Here is a 17,995-nt window from a genome sequence, read left to right on the forward strand (position 1 = left end):
GCGTCTGGCGGCGGGAAAAGCCTAGGCAAGGATCGGGGGAGATCGCTACGGCTGGCCTAAGTCGGGCGGCCTAGGCTTGTCCACAGGCCCATTCCAAGGGAATTGAAGGGAACCTTCCGTAGTGTGGGCCGGGTCTCACGCCGTTGCGGAATCACTCGGGCCGTTGGGCCGACGCTGTTATGGAATCACTCAATCACACGCTGTTTCTTTGGATCAACGCGCCGGCCGACGCTTCAGCCACGACCGTCTGGCTGGCGATGGCCTTCGCCGAATACGCGATCTGGCTGGTGCCATTGACGCTCGTGGCCGCTTGGCTCTGGGGCGAGCCGACCACGCGACGCCAGGCACTGCAGACCGGCGTGGCTGCAGCGCTGGCGTTGTCGATCAACGTTGGTTTCGGCCTCGCCTGGTATCACCCGAGGCCGTTTGCGATTGACCTGGGGACCAATCTGCTGCCGCACGCGCCGGATTCGTCGTTCCCCAGCGACCACCTCACCGCGCTGTGGACCGTGGCGTTCAGCCTGATGTGGAACGCACGCCTGCGGCGCGTGGGTGTGTTGCTGGCGCTATTGGGCGTGCCGATGGCGTGGGCACGCATCTACCTGGGGGTGCACTATCCGTTCGACATGCTGGGTGCGGCGGCTGTGTCGGCCTTGAGCGCCTGGCTGTGCAGCGGGCGCGTGGCGCATACGCTGTCGGAGCCGCTGCACCGCTTGGGGCTGGCATTGCATGGTGTGGTGCTGGCACCGTGCGTGCGGCGCGGCTGGGTGCGCAAGTAAGCCCCGCTCAAGCGTGACGGCGCCACGCGCGCCAGAACAGCACGAAAGACAGTATCGTCGCGCCCACGTTGTAGAGCGTTGCCAGTGCAAACGCGTGGCCGTAGTGCGCGGCGTGCGTGGCGGTGTCCATCGCCACCGCGCCATCCGCCCCATCCACCTGGCCGAGCAGCGAGAACAGCAGCACGCCAACCACCGTTACGCCCACCGCGTTGCCAACGGCCTGCATGGTCGTGACGGTGCCGGCGCCCATGCCGGCCTGCGCCGTTTCCACGCCGCTCAGGATGGTGTTGAGCGACAGCGGAATCACCATGCCTTGCCCGAAGCCGTTGAGCATCAGAGGCAGGATCAGCCAGGCGGTGCCGGCGCCCAGTTGTGCTATTCCGGCCAGGATGACCATGCCCACAGCAAAGATCGCCACGCCGAGCAGCAGGGCGCGCTGCCCGATGCGTTCAGCCAGGCGGGGCGCTGTGAGCGAGCCGGTAAAGAACGCGATGGCCGCCGGCGTAAACACCAACCCCGCTGCCAATGCCGACAAGCCGCGCCCGAACTGCAGCAGGATCGTCAGCGCCAGGAAGTACGAACTGATGGCGGTGTAGAACAGGAAGATCGCCAGCACGCCCAGCACAAAGCTGCGGTTGCGGAACAGCGCCATCTCGATGATGGGGACGCGGCCCGCTGCCGACAGCGTCTGCTCCACGCGCACAAAGTGGCGGAACACCAGCAGCGAGGCCAGCGGCACCGCCCACGACCACCACGGCCAGCCGGATTCGCGGCCCTGCATGATGGGCACCAGCAGCATCGCCAGCGCCACCGCGCCGGCCACGGCGCCATGCACGTCCAGCCGTGCCGCCACCGGCGCTCGCGATTCCGCGACGAAGGCCCGCGCCGCCAAGAGCGCAACAATGCCGATCGGCACATTCACCAAAAACACCGCGCGCCAGCCCGACACGTCGGCCGCCAGCGGATGCGCAATCAGCCAGCCGCCGATGATCTGCGAGACCGACGCCGCCACGCCTTGCACCGCGCCCATGGTGCCGAACGCGCGCCGCCGCGCATCGCCGTCAAACAGCACGCGCAGCGAGGCCATCACCTGCGGCATCAGGATGGCCGCGCCCAGGCCCTGGCCGACGCGCATGGCAATCAGCATCCATGGCGTGGTTGCCAGCCCGCACAGCGCAGAGGCGAGCGTGAACAGCGCCATGCCCGCCAGAAACATGCGCTTGCGCCCGAACAGGTCGCCCAGGCGGGCGCCGTTGAGCAGGAACACCGCATACGCCGCGCTGTAGCCGACCATTACGAGCTGGATTTCGGCAAAACTGGTGTGCAGACCGGCACGGATGTCCGGGATCGCCACATTGACGATGAACAGGTCGAGAATGGTGACGAAGTTGCCGGTCAGCAGTGCCGCCAGCGCCGGCCAGTGCCGTTTGGCTGGCGAGGCAACGCCAGCGGCAGAAAGGGATTCCGTTGACATGGGGGATCTCGGTTTATTAATATACGGTCGTACGTATACTAGAGAGCAATCGGGCCACGTCAAGCGCCGATTGCGTTGACCCCATTCATCGATAGGGCATTGCCATGAACGAAACCGACGGCCGCCGCCAGCGTGGCGAACGTGCGCGCGCCCAGGTGCTGGAGCACGCCACCGCCATTGCCTCCACCGACGGGCTTGAGGGCCTGACCATCGGCCGCTTGGCCACGGATGCGGGCGTGGGCAAAGGCAACATTCAGGTGCTCTTCGGCGACAAGGAAACGCTGCAACTGGCAACGCTGGATGCGGGCGTCGTGCACTACCGCGAGATGGTCGTTGAACCAGCGCTGGCGCTGGAAAGCCCGCTTGCCCGGCTGCGTGCGCTAACCGATGGCTGGTTCGACTATGTGGCCAGCGGGGCATCGCCGGGCGGCTGCTTTGTCTGCGCGGCCAGCTACGAATACCGCGCCCGCCCGGGCGCCATCCAGGATCGCGTGCGCGGGCATCGCGAGTCGGTGCGCGCGCGTTTTCGCGAGACGATTACCGCAGCACAGGCGGCCGGTGAATTGCGCGCCGATGTCGACGTCGATCAGCTCGTCTTCGAAATCGAATCGTTTCGCTCCAACGCCAACGTGGCGTTTCTGATGGGCGACATGGCGGTATTTGAACGCGCGCGCCGCAGCACCCAAGCGCGCATCAATGCGGCGCTCGCCTGAGCGGATTCCCAGCACACGACGCGCGCAAGCAACGCGCGTGCGGCTCGCCGGCCTTCCCCCCGGGCCACCTTTGGTTACACTTGTGCGCAGTCGCACAAACACACCAAACACAAGACTCGCGGGGGAACAGGGTATGACGAGCCGAACGATTGCTGCGGCCATCGGAATCGGGGGCGCGCTGTGGCTGGCGGGCTGCGCAGCGCCTTATACGGAGCCGCCAGCCGGCGCCAACACCGCCACGGTGGATTTCGTCCGCCCGCTGGCCAGCACCAACGCCACCATCCTCACGTTTGACGACGCGAAGCACTGCGGCAACCCGCGCACCGCGCTCAAGCCGGCCGATGCAACGCGGCCGATTCGCGTGCTGGCCGGTGTGCCGACCGCGCTGGGCGCGAGCTTCATCCGCACCTCGGGCACGCTCATCTACCGCTGCGGCGTGTCGGTGACGTTCGTGCCGCAGGCCGGCAAGCAGTACAAGATGACGGCCAGCTACCCGACCAACGCGCATGTGTGCCGTGCCGGCGTGGCGGAGTCTGACGATGGCCGGTCGTGGCACGCCATCAACGCGCGTTATCGCACTTACCGCATCAACCCGTCGTGGGGCACCGGAAGCTGCCCCGACCTGACCGATGCCGACGTGGCCTTCATGCGCGACAAAACGCGCTCTGAGGACGGCTCGACCACGCTGAGCGACCTTTCCGATCTGCTGACGCCGCAATGACCCGCCGCACTGCCTTCATGATCCGAACGTTCCTGGCCACGGTATCGGCACTGGCCGCGTTGCCGGCGGCCGCGCTGGAGCCGGCCGAGGTATTCGCCAAGGTCGCGCCCAGCATCTGGGAAGTGCGCGTGTCCAACGCCGCCGGGCAGCCGTTGGCCATCGGCAGCGCCGTGGTGATCGGCGATGGGTTGGCCGTGACGAACTGCCACGTGCTGCGCGGCGGCAAGCAGGTCAGCCTCAAGCGCGGCAACGCCAGCTTTGGTGCACGCCTGCTGTATCCCGACGTGCAGCGCGACCTGTGCCAACTGCGCGTTGCCGATTTCCACTACCCCTCCGTCACCATCGTGCCGAGCAGCATGCTGGTGACGGGGCAGAAGGTCTACGCAATCGGCAACCCGCTGGGGTTTGACCTGACGATCAGCGAGGGGTTGATCTCGTCGCTGCGGCATGACGAAAACGGCGAGCTCAAGGCGATCCAGACTTCGGCGGCGATCTCGCAGGGCTCCAGCGGTGGGGGCCTGTTCGACAGCAACGCGCGGCTGGTCGGTATCACGTCGCGCATGGTGTCTGCCGTCTACGGGCAGAACCTGAATTTTGCGGCGCCCGCCGAGTGGATCAACGATGTGCCCGCCCGCGCGCAAAAGGCGCTGGCCGAGCGTGCTGCCGCAGCGTCGGCGGTGACGGCAAACACCACGCCTGCAGCGGCAACCGTGGCCGCCGCCGCGCCACAGCCGCGCAAGCCCGGTGAACTCGGCCCGAAATCGCAAGCCGCCTTTGGAGCGTATTTGCGCAAGCCGTGGCCGAAAATCTTCGTGGCCGCAGACGACGATCAATTCGTCTACGAGTGGGGCCAGAACGCTGAATTCCGTGCGGTGTCGTCGTGCAAGGAGCGTTATCAGAACTGCTCCATCTATGCCCGCGACGACACGGTTGTCGAGGCCAAATAAAGGCCCGCGCAACCTCGTGCATCGATGTAGCCCGGTTCAGGTCGGGCCATGAAGACACTAATATGTGACCCGTTTGGCTGTGCTGTGCCCCTTCAAGCGGGCCTGTGCAGTCATGCAAAACAAGTCGAATAGGAACCTGCGAACATGAATTGGACCGCAACCCGACCGATCCGCGTGGTCGTGCTCGATGACCATGCGGTCGTCCGCCACGGTCTGGCTGCGCGCCTGAAGCAGGAGGCTGATATCGAGGTCGCCGGCATGTTCGCGTCGGGCCGCGAAATCGTGCAGGCACTCAAGGACAACACCGTCGAGGTGGATGTCCTGCTCATGGACTACTCGCTGGGGCCCACTGAGATCGACGGCTTGAACCTGATCCGCCTGATTCGCGTGCGCTATCCGGAGTTGAAGATTCTGGTGGCCTCGGCGCATCACAACAAGGCGACGGTTGGCATGGTCATGCATGCCGGCGCGCGCGGGTTTGTCGGCAAGGAAGAGGAGCTGTCGGAACTGGTGCGTGCCATCCGCACGGTGGCTACGGGCGGCAAGCGCCTGAATGCTGCGCTGGCGGCCGAGATGGAGAGCGATGCCCTGTCTGCCGATGCGCCTGCGCCCACCACGAATGGCGGCAAGCTCGCTGTACTGCTCGATCGCTCCGAACTCAGCCCGCGGGAGCGCGAAGTGCTGCGCTGCTGCCTCGACGGCATGTCGGTCACGGACATCGCCGAGAAATTCGCGCGCAGCATCAAGACCATCAGCTCGCAAAAGCAATCCGCCTTTCGCAAGCTGGGTATCCGCACCGATACCGAACTGTTCAAGATCAAGCACGAGCTTGAGGGGCAGTAAGCGCTGAGCGGCGCCCCACACCCCACGCCCGAGCAACCCCTCCAGGCCGACAACGCCGTCGGCTCAGAATACCGGACCGCGAACGCCTGAGCTGGTCAGGCGTTGTGCAGTACGCGCAGCAGCAGGTTCTCCAATTGCTTGACCTCGGCCTGTGAGAACCCGCGCAGCAGGTGGTTCAGCACGTCGATGATCAGCGGCCGGATCTCCGGATACAGCGCGCGGCCCTGCTCGGTGAGCGAGACCACCACCGAGCGGCGATCTGCATCACTGGGCGCACGCTTGACGATGTTCTTCTTCTCCAGCCGATCGATCAATCGCGTCATCGCGCCCGGATCGTAGTGCAGCAGGCGCGATAGCTCGGCCGGCGTGGTGGCCAGGTCTTCGGCCAGATAGATGACGACCGTCCACTGCGCGGCCGTCAGGTCCAGCGATGCCAGGGCACTGTCGATGTGCGTCACCAACGCGTGTCGGACCCGATGCACGAGTCGACCGATGTTGGTATCGCGGTCCATGGTGTCAAGCTGGTAGGCGCCTTCAGTGGTGCTGGTGTCGGCGGCCTCAGGTGTCTGTACGTCGATGCTCATGGTGGTGCTCCCCGTTCTGCCGGTGATCCGGCTTGTAAGGCGCGCCGCGTTCCCGTAACGCTGGCGTGCTTCATTGCACACTAATCGTCGCTTGCCCAGGCCGTCAAGCCGGGATCGATACCGACGCAGATCGTCAAATCTCGTTGGATACCGCTGCAAAACGATTGCGGCTGCCAAGGGCCACGGTGCTTCGTATCATGGTTGAAACGTCGACGCCGTAACTAACGCGCACCATGTGGCGTGGCGTGCTCGTCCTCCTCCATATTCCTTTTTTGAACGCCATGAACCTCCACCTTCAGAACAAGCTCGCACTCGTGACCGGCTCTACCAAGGGCATCGGTCATGCCATTGCTGTAGCACTGGCCGCCGAAGGCGCCCGCGTGATCGTCAACGGCCGCACCCAAACGTCTGTTGACGACGCGATAGCACGCCTGCGCACCGAGGTGCCCGACGCCCAGGTCGAGGGCTTTGCCGGTGACCTGTCCAACCCGGAGCAGACGGAAGTGCTGCTCGGCCGCTTTCCCAAGGTCGACATCCTCATCAACAACCTCGGCATTTTCGACCCCAAGCCGTTTGAGGAAATCGATGACGCCGAATGGCAGCACTTCTTCAACGTGAACGTGCTGAGCGGCGCGCGTCTGTCCCGCGCATATCTGCCCGGTATGCGCGCCCAGAACTGGGGCCGCATCGTGTTCATCAGCAGCGAGAGCGGCGTGCAGATCCCGGTGGAGATGATCCACTACGGCGTGACGAAGACGGCGCTGCTGGGCCTCTCGCGTGGGTTGGCCGAGCTGACCGCGGGCACGGCCATCACGGTGAATGCCGTGCTGCCGGGGCCGACGCGTTCCGAAGGCGTCGATGAGTTTGTCGAGAAGCTCTCCGGCGGCCAGAGCTTCGAAGCGTTCGAGAAGACTTTCTTCGAGACGGCGCGCCCGACCTCGCTCATCAAGCGTTTTGCCAGCACGCAGGAGGTGGCCAACCTGGTTGCCTATGTGGCGAGCCCGCTGTCGTCAGCCACCACGGGCGCCGCGCTGCGCGTGGACGGCGGCGTGGTGAAGTCGGCGTTCTAGAACGTCAGCCCTGACGAACGCACCATTCCGGCGCACGGCCCCGGCTTTTACGCTGGCCGTGTCGCTGGTGCATGCCGGCGGGACAAGCCGGCAGCGCGTCTGTTCGCCCGTATCGTCGAGATCGCAGACCAGCCAGACCGAGCGTGTCCTCGCCCGTGCGCTGGCGGCATTCCTTCCACATCTTCGGAGTGATTGCCATGTCCAACTGCAAAGTCTACGGAACCAAACCTGACAACGGCCCTGGTCAACTGGCGGCTCAGGCCGCACGCGATCGCGTCAACACGGCCCATGCCGCCTGGGCCGTCACGCTGGCCTACGACAGCGGCACGACAACTGCTGTCTACACCTCTGCAGTCGCCACGGCCGACAACCTGGAGAAGGCGTTCGAAGCGGAGTTCCCGCAGTACACGGTGGTCGGCTACTGAGCCGGTACCGCCCGCCATGCGCCCCGAGGTGCCCTGGCGGGCACGCTGTGGCCACAAACATTGCAATCGGACGACTGCCCGACACAATAAAAGTCGGATCGACTTTCGAGGACCGGGATGCAGGGCAGGCGGGCAGAGGGCAAGAGACGGGCGTGGCGGTGGCTCGCGTGGCTGGGCACCTGTGCGTTGGCGTGGGTGTTTGGCGTGGCGAACGCGGTCGCCCAGCAACCCGCAACGTCTTCTTCCGCTGATCCGCAGATCGCCTTCTACTACGGCCGCGATGTCCCCGTGGCTGAACTGCAAGCCTTCGATTGGGTGGTGCTGGACCCGGCCACGGCAGGCAGTTTCGATCCGAAGCAACCATCGCCCACGCTGTGGTTCGCCCGTGTAGACCTGACGCAGCAGACCGATGCGATGCGCTCAAGCGCCTGGCCTGCCAATGTGATCGACCAGGTTTTTGCGCCGCTGCTGGCGCAAGGCTATGCGGGCTTCCTGCTGGATGGGCTGGACGCGCTTCAGCGCAGCGCGCCCGATGCGGGCAACGGCATCGCGGCACTGGCTCAGGCCTTGCATGCGCGCGTGCCGCAGACCAAATTGCTGGCCGGTGGCACGGCGTGGCTCGAAACGCTCGCACCGCAGCTGTCCGGCGTGGTGACGGCAAGCCTGGTGCGTGAGCGCGCCGGCGGCGAGGGCCTGCAGGATGTGGCCGATGTGGACCGCACTGCGCGCATTGCCACGCTGCGGAACATCGGCGCGCAGTACCACCTGCCCGCGGTGGCGCTCGATTACTGCCCCAACTACAACCGGGCCTGTCTGCACGAGACCGCCAACGTGGCACGCGCAGCGGGCGTCAGCAGCTACGCGACCACACCGGGCGCCGACTTCATCGGCATCGGCCGCCTGGAGGTGATGCCGCGCCGCGTCCTGCTGGTCGAGCCGCAGGAGCCCGGCACCAGCACCAACACCGCGCCCTCCGTGCTTTATCTGGCCATGCCGATCAACTATCTCGGCTATCGCGTCGAATTTGCCGACGCCAACAAGCCGTTGCCGGCCGTCACGCCCGACCGCTATGCGGGCGTCGTTACCTGGTTCGACGGCGTTGCATCCCGGCCGGGCGCCTGGGCGTCGTGGCTTCGGCGGACGATGGGCGCCGGCGTGCGTGTGGCGATGTTCAACCAGTTCGGGCTGAACATGGATGCGCCCACGGCGCAGATGTTCGATCTGCAAGCCGTGCCCGGCACGCCGGCAGGGCCGCTTGCCGTGGTCTCGCGCGATCCGATCATGGGCTTCGAGTTGCAGCCCCATCCTGACCGGCGCATGGCCGTGGGGGTGCAGGTCGATTCCAGCGTGGCGGGGGCGCAATCGCTGCTGCGGCTCTCCGCCGGCAGTTACACCTACGATGCGGCGGCCATCATGCCGTGGGGCGGTTATGTGCTGCAGCCGTTTGGCGTATTCCGCATGCCCGAGGTCGACCAGGCGCGCTGGGTGGTCCAGCCACTCGATTTTCTGCGCCGTGCGTTGCAACTGCCCGCCATGCCCGTGCCCGACACCACGACGGAGAACGGCCGCAGATTGATGACCGTGCATATCGACGGCGACGGATTTGCCTCCCGCACCGAATTCCCGCCGAGCGAGTTTTCCGGTCAGGCGCTGCTGCGCGAGATCCTGGATCGCTACAAGGTGCCGACCACCGTGTCGATCATCGAGGGTGAAGTGGCTGCCGACGGCGTGTACCCGAAGCTCGCGCCGCAACTTGAGCCAATCGCGCGCGCCATCTTTGCGCAGCCCTACGTCGAACTGGCCAGCCACACGTTCTCGCATCCGTTCAACTGGCTGCGCACCACCAATCCGCCCGATCCGGCCTCCGCCGCAACGCCCGAAGGCAGCGACACCTCTTTCTCGTTGAGGATTCCCAACTACCGCTTCAGTTTCGACCGCGAGATCGCCGGCTCCATCCAGTACATCAACACGAAGCTGGCGCCACCAGGCAAGCGCGTGAAGGTGCTGCTGTGGAGCGGCAACGGCCAGGTGCCGCCGATTGCCGTGCAGAAGACGGTCGAAGCCGGTGTGCTGAACATGAACGGCGGCGACACCTACATCACGCGCTCCAACCCGAGCTGGACGGCCGTGGCGCCGCTTGGTGTGGACAAAGGCGATGGCCTGTTCCAGGTCTTTGCGCCCGACCAGAACGAGAACATCTACACCAACCTCTGGCACGGCCCGTATTACGGGTTCTCGCGGGCCATCGAAACGTTCGAGCTGACCGACAAGCCTTACCGCTTCAAGCCGATCGGCATTTACTACCACATGTATTCAGGCACCAAGCTGGCCTCGCTCACCGCCTTGCGGCAGGTGTACGACTGGGCGGTCGCCCAGCCGGTCATGCCGATCTACGCGTCGGACTACATCCGCAAGGTGCTCGACTTCCGCGCCATCGCGATTGCGCGTGACGGCGATGCCTGGGTCGTGCGCGGCAATGGCGATCTGCGCACCGTGCGCTGGGCCGGCCCCGGTGTGCCGCGTCTTGCAGACGCCCGCGATGTGGCGGGCTACGCGGCGGGTCCGGGCGGCACCTACGTCCACTTGACCAGCGGCTCGGCGCGCTTTGCCCTGAACAGCGCCGCGCCAACGCAGCCTTACGTGCGCGATGCCACCGGCCGGCTCTCGAACTGGCGGCGCAGCGCAGATGGTCGCTCGCTGTCGGTCGATGTCGCCGGCTATACGCGGCCGTTCATCCGCTTTGCCAACGCGGGCCGCTGCCGCGCCACCGTGGACGGCCGCGACGTGGGCGCCGCGCGCGGGGCTGACTGGCGCATCGAACTTGGCGCCGGCAACCCGGCCAAGCTCACGCCGCAGCATGTCGAGCTGACCTGCGACCGGTGACGTCCGGGATTGCAGACAGATGTCTGGTTTGCCAGACAAAGCGGTTTGTAAAACGTTTGCGCTCAAGCTTTTGCGGGTCGATCCGTTGTTAACTCGACTGACGACCCCCAGGAAAAAAAGTATGAGAGCGTCTGCGCCCCTATCTGAAGTTTCACAATCCCCCACGAGCCTTGGCACCCGGCTGGCCTTGATCGGCCTGATCGCCCTGGTGGCGGTGTTCGGCATGTTTGCCCTGGCGAACTCGCAATCGAGCCTGCGCATGCTGGAAGCCAATACGCAATCGGCCATGCACAACCAGGAGGCCGCCATGCGCGACATGATCGGCCTGTTCGATGGCACCATGCGCACCGAGGCCGATCGCTTCCTGACCGCTTTCGCCGACGCCGCGCCAGGCCCCTATAGCGTGGACCCGGCGCAGACCGTGGAAGTGGCCGGCAAGCCGACGCCCACCTTCAAGAGCGGCGACACGGTGCTGAACCTCAACTTCACCGTGCCGGACAAGTTCTTCGCGCGCACCGGCGGCACGATCGCCACCGTGTTTGCCCGGACCGGCGACGATTTCGTGCGCGTGACCACCTCGCTCAAGAAGGAAAACGGCGAACGCGCGATCGGCACGCTGCTCGACCGCGCCCATCCGAGCTACAAGGCGCTGATGGCCGGCGAGCCGTTCCGCGGCCTGGCGTGGCTGTTTGGCGTGCCCTACATGAGCAAGTACGAACCCGTGCGCGATGCGTCGGGCAAGGTGATCGGCGCGCTCTACGTGGGTGTGGACGTGCGCTCGGAACTGGCGCTGCTCAAGGACAAGATCCGCTCACACGGCATCGGCAAGACGGGTGGCTATTTCGTCATCGACGGCAAGCCCGGCACCGATCAGGGCAAGGTGCTGATCGACCACACGCAAGACCGCGAAGGCAAGAACCTGCTCGACGCCAAGGACGCCGCCGGCCAGGCCTGGGTGCGCGAAATGATCGCGCGCAAGGACGGCACGCTGCGTCATGCGCTGGCCGACACGGACGGCGGCACCGCGCGCGAGCGCCTGACCGTCTTCACGCAATACCCCGATTGGCAGCTGGTGATTGCCGGCACGGCTTACGTGGATGAACTCAACGCCGATCTGGTGGCCGCCCGCAACCGGTTCCTGCTGCTGGGTCTGGCGCTCGGTGCGCTGCTGGCCGGCGGGCTGTACTGGATGCTGCGCCGTACCGTGAGCACGCCGCTGGCGGAGGTGGTAGACGCGGCCCAGCGTGTGGCTGCGGGCGATCTCACGCATCGCTTGCCTACCACCCGCCGCGATGAAATTGGGCAGGTCATGCGCGCCGTCAACGGCGTCGGCGACGGCCTCTCGGGCATCGTCGACAAGGTGCGCGCAAGCGCCTCCACCATCGCGTCGAGCACCGGCCAGATCGCTGCCGGCAATGCGGATCTTTCCGCCCGCACCGAAGCGCAGGCCGGCAACCTGGAGCGCACCGCGTCGAGCATCGAACAACTGGCCGCGACCGTGCGCCAGAACGCTGAGAGCGCCCACCATGCGCACGACATGGTGCAATCCGCCAGCGAGGCGGCCAATGCCGGCGGGCAGACGGTCGAGCGGCTGGTCGGCACCATGTCGGGCATTCACGCCACGGCGCAGAAGATTACGGACATCACCGGCATCATCGACGGCATCGCGTTCCAGACCAACATCCTGGCGCTGAACGCCGCCGTGGAAGCCGCCCGCGCAGGCGAACAGGGCCGCGGCTTTGCCGTCGTGGCCGGCGAGGTGCGCAGCCTCGCCCAGCGCAGCGCCGCCGCCGCCAAGGAGATCAAGGAATTGATCAGTCGCTCGGTTGAAGAAGTGCAGGCCGGCAACGAGGCCGCCCGCGGCGCCGGCGATGCCATGCAGGACATCGTGACGCGCGTGGAACGCATCGCCGGTCTGATGGGTGAGATTAGCCACGCTTCGCGCGAGCAGTCGCAAGGCATCGAAGAGGTCAACCATGCGGTCACGTCGATGGACGAGGTGACGCAGCAGAACGCCGCGCTGGTCGAGGAAGCGGCTGCTGCGGCCGAAAGCCTGCGTCAGCAAGCCCAGGAACTACGCGGCGCGGTCGACGTGTTCCGGCTCGCCTGAGCCGGCAAGATGTCATGAATTGATGACGTGGCGTTGCAATCGGTACAAGGTTTGACGGGCAATCGTGCAAACCTGTACCGCGCGGAACCTGGCCCGCCCGGGGGACTCGCAGCATGGAACCCGCTCAGGCACCGCCTTCCATGTCCCCTGCAGATCAAGCCTTCCATTCCGTCGTCGCGATTGACGACCATCCGATCGTTCTCGAATCCATCCAGGCGCTGCTCGCCGGGTCGCCGCAGTTGCAGCTTGTGGCGACGGCGGCTGACGGCGCGCGGGGGCTGCAGCTGATTCGTACGGCGCGCCCGAAGCTCGCCATCGTCGACATCAATCTGCCCAGCCTGGACGGTCTCGAACTTGTGCGCCGCGTGCGTGCGCAGCGCCACGACATCGGCCTGGTGGTCACGTCTGCCCAGACCACGGGCAACGAAGCGCGGCTCGCCTTCCTGGCGGGCGCCAACGCCTACGTGCCGAAATCTGAAGCGACATCCGCATTGACGGCGGCATTGCTGCTGGCGGCGCGTGGCTACCTCTCGTTCCCTGCTTCCGCGATGGGGGCAGCGGAAGGCGCTGGCCTCGCCACGCTCACCCAGCGCGAAATGCGCGTGAACCAACTGCTGGCCGAAGGTCATCGAAACACCGAAATCGCCAAGCGCCTGGGGATCTCGCCCAAGACGGTGTCCACCTTCAAGCACCGTATCTCCAGGAAGGTCGGGCTCCCCGGCTGACTGATCGGCAAAGTTCACGGGCAAAAAAAGAGACCGCTGTTTAGGCGGTCTCTTAAAGTCGATATGAAGCTGTGGAACTGTCATTCACGCTTCGGGGTGAATCATAGTCGAAAAGAAGCGCGCCTTAATCTTTAATTTTTATCATCGACTGGATGACTTTGTGGGTCTAATGGATTACGTCGCGTAAGGCATTGGATTGCCTTCTCGTAAGCCGTGCTTACGGCTATCTGCGTGCGATCGCAGGGCATTGATTGATATGAATAATTTTTCCATCAATGCTTAGGTTTCATATTTACCACAGGCTGTTTTTGAAAGTTCTGAATACGAGAAGTCGGAATACATAATGGCCGCCGATCGCAAATACCCGCGATAGTTTTTTTAAGGAAAACGATATGAAGATCAAGCTGTTTGCGGCCGCTGCTGCTGCCCTGGTTTCGGCTGGCGCCTTCGCTCAATCGAGCGTGACGATGTACGGCGTGGTCGACGCCGGCGTGGAGTGGGTCAACAAGGCGCCGAATGCCGCCGGAACGAGTGGCAGCTCCCGCTTCGCCATGCAGTCGGGCAACATGTCCGGCTCGCGTTGGGGCCTGCGTGGCGTTGAAGACCTCGGCGGTGGCCTGAAGGGCGTCTTCAACCTGGAAAGCGGCTTCAACATCGACGACGGCCATTCGGCGCAAGGTAACCGCCTGTTCGGTCGCGCTGCCTACGTCGGCCTGCAGGGCCAGTGGGGCCAACTGACCTTGGGCCGCCAGCAGAATCTGCTGTACGACTTCGCGCTGCAATACGACCCGATGGCGATCTCCTCGCGCTATTCGATCGCTTCGCAAGATGCCTACCTGGCTGGCCGTGCTGACAACGCTATCAAGTACGCCGGTACCTTTGGCGGCCTGACCGCATCCGTCCTGTACGCGTTCAACCGCGACGGCAACGAGCAAGCTGGCGTGACGAAGTTGGGCCGTGAGTGGAGCGCTGGCTTGAACTATGCCAGCGGCCCGTTCTCGGTTGGTGCCGTGTATGACCAGTCGAATGGCGTTAGCAATGCCGTCTTCAGCAACGGTTTCATGGCTGACCTGAAAGAGCAGCGCGCCACCATCGGTGGAACCTACGCTGTCGGTCCGGCCAAGCTTTACGCCGGCTACCGTTGGTACAAGATGAGCCATGACCTGGGCTCGACCGGTGTCAATGGCGACCTGCGTTCGAACTTGTACTGGTTCGGCGCCGGCTATCAAGCGACGCCGGCTTTGACGCTGACAGGTACGGCGTACTACCAGACGTTCAAGAACAGCGAAGTACTGGGCGCTCTGGCTAGCAATACGGCGAATACCAGCGTTGGCAATCCCTGGCTGTTCGTGGTCGGGGCTGACTATGCCGTGTCCAAGCGCACCGATGCGTATCTGAACGTGGCCTATGCCAAGAACAGCGGCAACTCGGTTCTGGGCGTTGCCGGTATCAACGGCGGCTCGTCGAACCTGTCGACGCTGCAATCGAACCAGAACCAAGTGTTCGATGGCAGCCAACTGGGTGCCGTGGTCGGTATTCGCCACAAGTTCTAATCAGCATTCTGTCGGTTAGAGACAAAAAGCCCGGGCTTCGGCCCGGGTTTTTTGTTGGCGCCTCGTTCGTGCGCGGCGATCTAGTGCAGGATCACCCGCCGCACCACGGCCACCAACGGCGGCCGGATCGAGCGCTCGAAGCCCGGGCGCAGGTGCAGCGGCTTGAGCAACATCTTGGCCGCCATATCCAGCGGCAGATAAGAGCGCACCAGCGCGCTGACGCGCGAGTTCAGTGCGCGGACATCGGCTTCAGGCACGTCCTCCTGCCCGCGCTCGATGCGCAGCACGTTGCGCAGGGCGATCATCGAATCTTCATTCTTGATTTCACGCAAGCGTGAGGCGAGCGCCTTGAGCACGCGTGCGCGGCCGACGCCTTCGCTCGCGTTGCACTCGTTGAAGAAACGCAGGAAGTGTTTGTAATGTCGCACTTCATCAGCCGAGATGCGGCTGGCGAGGTCGCGCAGCACGGGTTCATCGGCTTCAGCCGCAGCTTGGGCGATGGCCCGATAGAAAGTGGCGGTGCCCATTTCGACGACGCAGCGCGCGACCATTTCCAACGCCTGCGTGGGTTCGAACTGGTCGACCGAACAGGTGACAGAGTATTCCTCGAAGAAGCGGGCGTAGCCGCGCTCCCAGTCGAACTCGGGCCAGACGGTTTCAACGTAGCGGCGCAGTGCACGGCCGTGCTGAAGCTCTTCGCGTTCCCAATGGTGGATCAGCCAGTGCGCGGTTTCGGGGCGATCCGCGTAGTACTGAGCGAGGTTGCCGGCATAGAGGTCGGAGCCGCTCTCGACAAACGACGCACTGGCAACAAGGTAGAACAGCGTGCCGTTTTCGCGTACGCGTGCGACGTCAATGCTGTCGTAAGCGATCTCCTGGATCGACCACGGCATGAACTCGCTCTCAGTTGATGTTTCCAGATGAACCTGTGACAAGGCGCTTCCTCCGTCGGCAGTCTCGCAAAAAGCGGACCGCCTCTGCTATGAGAATGAAACATCACGTCCCATGTTTCAAGACAGATGTGCGCTTACAAAGGTTCCTAAAAGCAATCTTCTGCGTTGAAAGTGGTGAATGCGTCATGGCGATTGCGTCACCTTGGTGCGCGTCGCAGCGGTGGGTACGGTGCGTTTTTGCGCGCTTCGCAAGCCGTAGGCGAAGGCCACGAGCGCGACGAGGGCGGCCGTCACCATCGCCCATTCGACCGCTGCATAGCCGCCGCTGGCCCGCCAGAGCAGTGCGCCCAGCCAAGGGGCGCTGGCCTGCGCCAGCAGCACGGGCGTCATCATCAGGCCGTTGAGCGTGGCATACTGGTTGCGCGAAACCAGCTCCGGCATCGCAATCGCGCGGACCATCGTGTTGATGCCGTTGGCTGCCCCGTAGACGAGCGCAAATACGATCAGTAGCGGCCCGCTGGACAGCGCCAGCAAGACGAGGGCTGCAGCCATGGCCCCGTACGTCCACGGTGCAATGCGCACCGGGTGCGCCGGGCGCGACCGCATCATGGCCAGCCGCCCGAGCACCTGGGCGGGACCGATAAGCGCGGCGATCAGCAACTGGCGACTGGTCGGCACGCCTTTCTCCGTCAACAGCGGAATCAGGTGCGCCCCGAGCACGGTGGCGATCAGGCTGGTGGCCACGAAGGCCAGCACCACCGCCCAGAACACCGGCAAGCGCAACACAATGCGCCATGCCGACGCATGCACCGCTGCTGCCGGGTCAAGCGCTGCTGCAGGGGCGAGCATGGGCGGCCGCACGCGCAGGCGCGCATGGATCGGCAAGCAGATCAGCACATGCGCCAGCGCAAAAAGCTGCAGCGTGTGCCGCCAGCCGAGGTGCTCCACGCCCCATTGCGCGAGCGGAATGCACAGCGTGCTGGAGAACCCGGCAATTAGCGTGAGGCCGATGATCGGGCGCTGATACGCATCGCCAAACGCCTGGCGAAGCACGACGAAGGCCGGGTCGTAGAGCGTAGTGGCCATCGCCAAGCCCATCGGCAGCCAGAGCAGCAGAAAGGCCGTCTCATCTGAGACGAATGACCACGCCAGCAGGCCGCCGGCCGCCAGTACCGTTCCTGCAGCCATCACGCGGCGCGCAGGCCAGCGGTCCAGCGCGCGCCCGACCCAAAACGAGCACAGCGCCCAGACCAGCAGCCCGAGAGAGAATCCGCCCGCCAAAAACGGCCGCGCCCACCCGAGCGTGTCGTGCATCGGCGCCAGAAACACGGTGAAGCTGAAGTACAGCGTGCCCCACGAGACCATCTGCGCGAGGCCGAGCAGCAACACAAGGCGCCGGCCCTCGGGCGAGCCGGGCGAGAACATGGGGTTCATGGAGGTGGGTGCGGTGGAGGCGGGCAGATCTGCGCGGCCAGAATCCATTCTATCGGCGCAGGTTGCGGCGCGCGTGCCCCCTGCGCAGGGCGCGCTCAGGAAGCGTGGCCGTCGATCAGCATCCGCAAAGCTGCCGTGTCGACGACCTCCACCGTCCGGTAATGGCAGCGGATCCAGCCTGCGCGCTGCCACGCCTGCAGGTACTTGGAAATCGTCTGCCGCGAGCGTGCGAGCATGCGGCCCAGCTCTTCATTGCTGGCGGCGACGGTGCGGCCATCGCCGGCACGGGCGAGCTGCAGCAGCCGTTGGGCGAGGCGCGCATCGGCGGGCATTTCGCTGGCGTGCTCGAACTCGTCAAAGATCAGGCGGATGCGCTGGCAGAGCTGCTGCATCAGCGCCCACATGCCCGCCGGATAGGCCGACACCACGCGCGCAAACGCCGCGCTGCCCAGCAGGATGAGCGTGGTCGGCCCCTGCGCATGGGCGCTGTGCGTGCGGCCGCCGCCGTCGATGAGCGCGATCTCGCCAAACCATTCGCCCGCGCGCAGCACGCCGTAGACGAGTTCGCTGCCGCCGTCGGTCGTCCGGCTGATGCGCACGCGGCCGCGCACGATCAGGAACATGCCCTGTGCGGGACCGCCGTGCGGGTGGATGCATTCGCCGTCGGGGTAGGTGATCAGGCGCGCGGTGGGCGCGATCTCGGCCAGCAGATCGGCGGGGGCGTCGCGCAGCCAGCCCTGCGCGAGCTGTGCGGGCGTGGGCGCGGCGGCGGTATGGGAGGCGTCTGCGGGCATGGCGGCAGGATGCGGCGAGGGCGGTCCGATCATTGTCAAACGCTTGA

The 17,995-nt window shown here is 65.1% G+C and carries 16 protein-coding genes; 11 read left to right on the forward strand and 5 right to left on the reverse strand.

Annotation, left to right across the window (positions count from 1 at the left end):
* Positions 1-179: 179 nt before the first annotated feature.
* Positions 180-779: an undecaprenyl-diphosphatase gene (locus tag NG898_RS11365; RefSeq protein WP_252692381.1), complete on the forward strand. Its 600-nt coding sequence runs from the start codon at positions 180-182 to the stop codon at positions 777-779.
* A 7-nt stretch (positions 780-786) separates the two neighbouring features.
* Here the strand turns inward: NG898_RS11365 and NG898_RS11370 are convergent, their stop codons facing one another.
* The gene (locus tag NG898_RS11370; protein WP_252692382.1) at positions 787-2,253 is read right to left on the reverse strand and encodes an MFS transporter; all 1,467 of its coding nucleotides are present in this window, start codon (positions 2,251-2,253) and stop codon (positions 787-789) included.
* Positions 2,254-2,357: 104 nt separating this feature from the next.
* On the opposite strand from NG898_RS11370, the gene NG898_RS11375 reads away from it, so the two are divergent.
* The 4 genes from NG898_RS11375 to NG898_RS11390 all read left to right on the forward strand — a co-directional run bounded on the left by NG898_RS11375 (position 2,358) and on the right by NG898_RS11390 (position 5,477).
* The gene (locus NG898_RS11375) at positions 2,358-2,966 is read left to right on the forward strand and encodes a TetR/AcrR family transcriptional regulator (protein ID WP_092976554.1); all 609 of its coding nucleotides are present in this window, start codon (positions 2,358-2,360) and stop codon (positions 2,964-2,966) included.
* Between the two features lie 133 nt (positions 2,967-3,099).
* Positions 3,100-3,687 (forward strand): hypothetical protein, encoded by a 588-nt coding sequence (locus NG898_RS11380; protein ID WP_252692383.1) that lies wholly within the window; start codon positions 3,100-3,102, stop codon positions 3,685-3,687.
* Complete coding sequence (locus NG898_RS11385; protein WP_392397850.1) at positions 3,684-4,634, forward strand: S1C family serine protease; 951 nt, start codon at positions 3,684-3,686, stop codon at positions 4,632-4,634. Before NG898_RS11380 ends, NG898_RS11385 begins: the two co-directional genes overlap by 4 nt.
* A gap of 144 nt (positions 4,635-4,778) precedes the next feature.
* Positions 4,779-5,477, forward strand: coding sequence for a response regulator (locus tag NG898_RS11390; protein WP_252692384.1), 699 nt, complete (start codon positions 4,779-4,781; stop codon positions 5,475-5,477).
* A gap of 95 nt (positions 5,478-5,572) precedes the next feature.
* Here the strand turns inward: NG898_RS11390 and NG898_RS11395 are convergent, their stop codons facing one another.
* The gene (locus NG898_RS11395) at positions 5,573-6,061 is read right to left on the reverse strand and encodes a MarR family winged helix-turn-helix transcriptional regulator (RefSeq protein ID WP_252692385.1); all 489 of its coding nucleotides are present in this window, start codon (positions 6,059-6,061) and stop codon (positions 5,573-5,575) included.
* 281 nt (positions 6,062-6,342) lie between these two features.
* Between NG898_RS11395 and NG898_RS11400 the strand changes: the two genes are divergently transcribed.
* The 6 genes from NG898_RS11400 to NG898_RS11425 all read left to right on the forward strand — a co-directional run bounded on the left by NG898_RS11400 (position 6,343) and on the right by NG898_RS11425 (position 14,827).
* Positions 6,343-7,131: an SDR family NAD(P)-dependent oxidoreductase gene (locus NG898_RS11400; RefSeq protein WP_252692386.1), complete on the forward strand. Its 789-nt coding sequence runs from the start codon at positions 6,343-6,345 to the stop codon at positions 7,129-7,131.
* Between the two features lie 197 nt (positions 7,132-7,328).
* On the forward strand, positions 7,329-7,556 hold the full coding sequence (locus NG898_RS11405; RefSeq protein WP_252692387.1) for a hypothetical protein: 228 nt from the start codon (positions 7,329-7,331) through the stop codon (positions 7,554-7,556).
* Between the two features lie 117 nt (positions 7,557-7,673).
* Positions 7,674-10,439, forward strand: a complete 2,766-nt coding sequence (locus NG898_RS11410) for a bifunctional glycoside hydrolase/polysaccharide deacetylase family protein (protein WP_252692388.1) — start codon at positions 7,674-7,676, stop codon at positions 10,437-10,439.
* A gap of 121 nt (positions 10,440-10,560) precedes the next feature.
* The gene (locus tag NG898_RS11415; RefSeq protein ID WP_252692389.1) at positions 10,561-12,549 is read left to right on the forward strand and encodes a methyl-accepting chemotaxis protein; all 1,989 of its coding nucleotides are present in this window, start codon (positions 10,561-10,563) and stop codon (positions 12,547-12,549) included.
* 140 nt (positions 12,550-12,689) lie between these two features.
* Complete coding sequence (locus tag NG898_RS11420) at positions 12,690-13,274, forward strand: response regulator transcription factor (protein ID WP_252692390.1); 585 nt, start codon at positions 12,690-12,692, stop codon at positions 13,272-13,274.
* A gap of 392 nt (positions 13,275-13,666) precedes the next feature.
* Complete coding sequence (locus NG898_RS11425) at positions 13,667-14,827, forward strand: porin (protein ID WP_252692391.1); 1,161 nt, start codon at positions 13,667-13,669, stop codon at positions 14,825-14,827.
* Between the two features lie 80 nt (positions 14,828-14,907).
* Here the strand turns inward: NG898_RS11425 and NG898_RS11430 are convergent, their stop codons facing one another.
* The 3 genes from NG898_RS11430 to NG898_RS11440 all read right to left on the reverse strand — a co-directional run bounded on the left by NG898_RS11430 (position 14,908) and on the right by NG898_RS11440 (position 17,981).
* On the reverse strand, positions 14,908-15,720 hold the full coding sequence (locus NG898_RS11430; RefSeq protein ID WP_252692392.1) for a ferritin-like domain-containing protein: 813 nt from the start codon (positions 15,718-15,720) through the stop codon (positions 14,908-14,910).
* 183 nt (positions 15,721-15,903) lie between these two features.
* Complete coding sequence (locus NG898_RS11435) at positions 15,904-17,154, reverse strand: MFS transporter (protein WP_252692514.1); 1,251 nt, start codon at positions 17,152-17,154, stop codon at positions 15,904-15,906.
* A 95-nt stretch (positions 17,155-17,249) separates the two neighbouring features.
* On the reverse strand, positions 17,250-17,981 hold the full coding sequence (locus NG898_RS11440) for a Crp/Fnr family transcriptional regulator (protein ID WP_252692393.1): 732 nt from the start codon (positions 17,979-17,981) through the stop codon (positions 17,250-17,252).
* Positions 17,982-17,995 lie beyond the last annotated feature (14 nt).

The organism is Ralstonia mojiangensis (genome assembly GCF_023955645.1).
Taxonomy (GTDB): Bacteria; Pseudomonadota; Gammaproteobacteria; order Burkholderiales; family Burkholderiaceae; genus Ralstonia; species Ralstonia mojiangensis.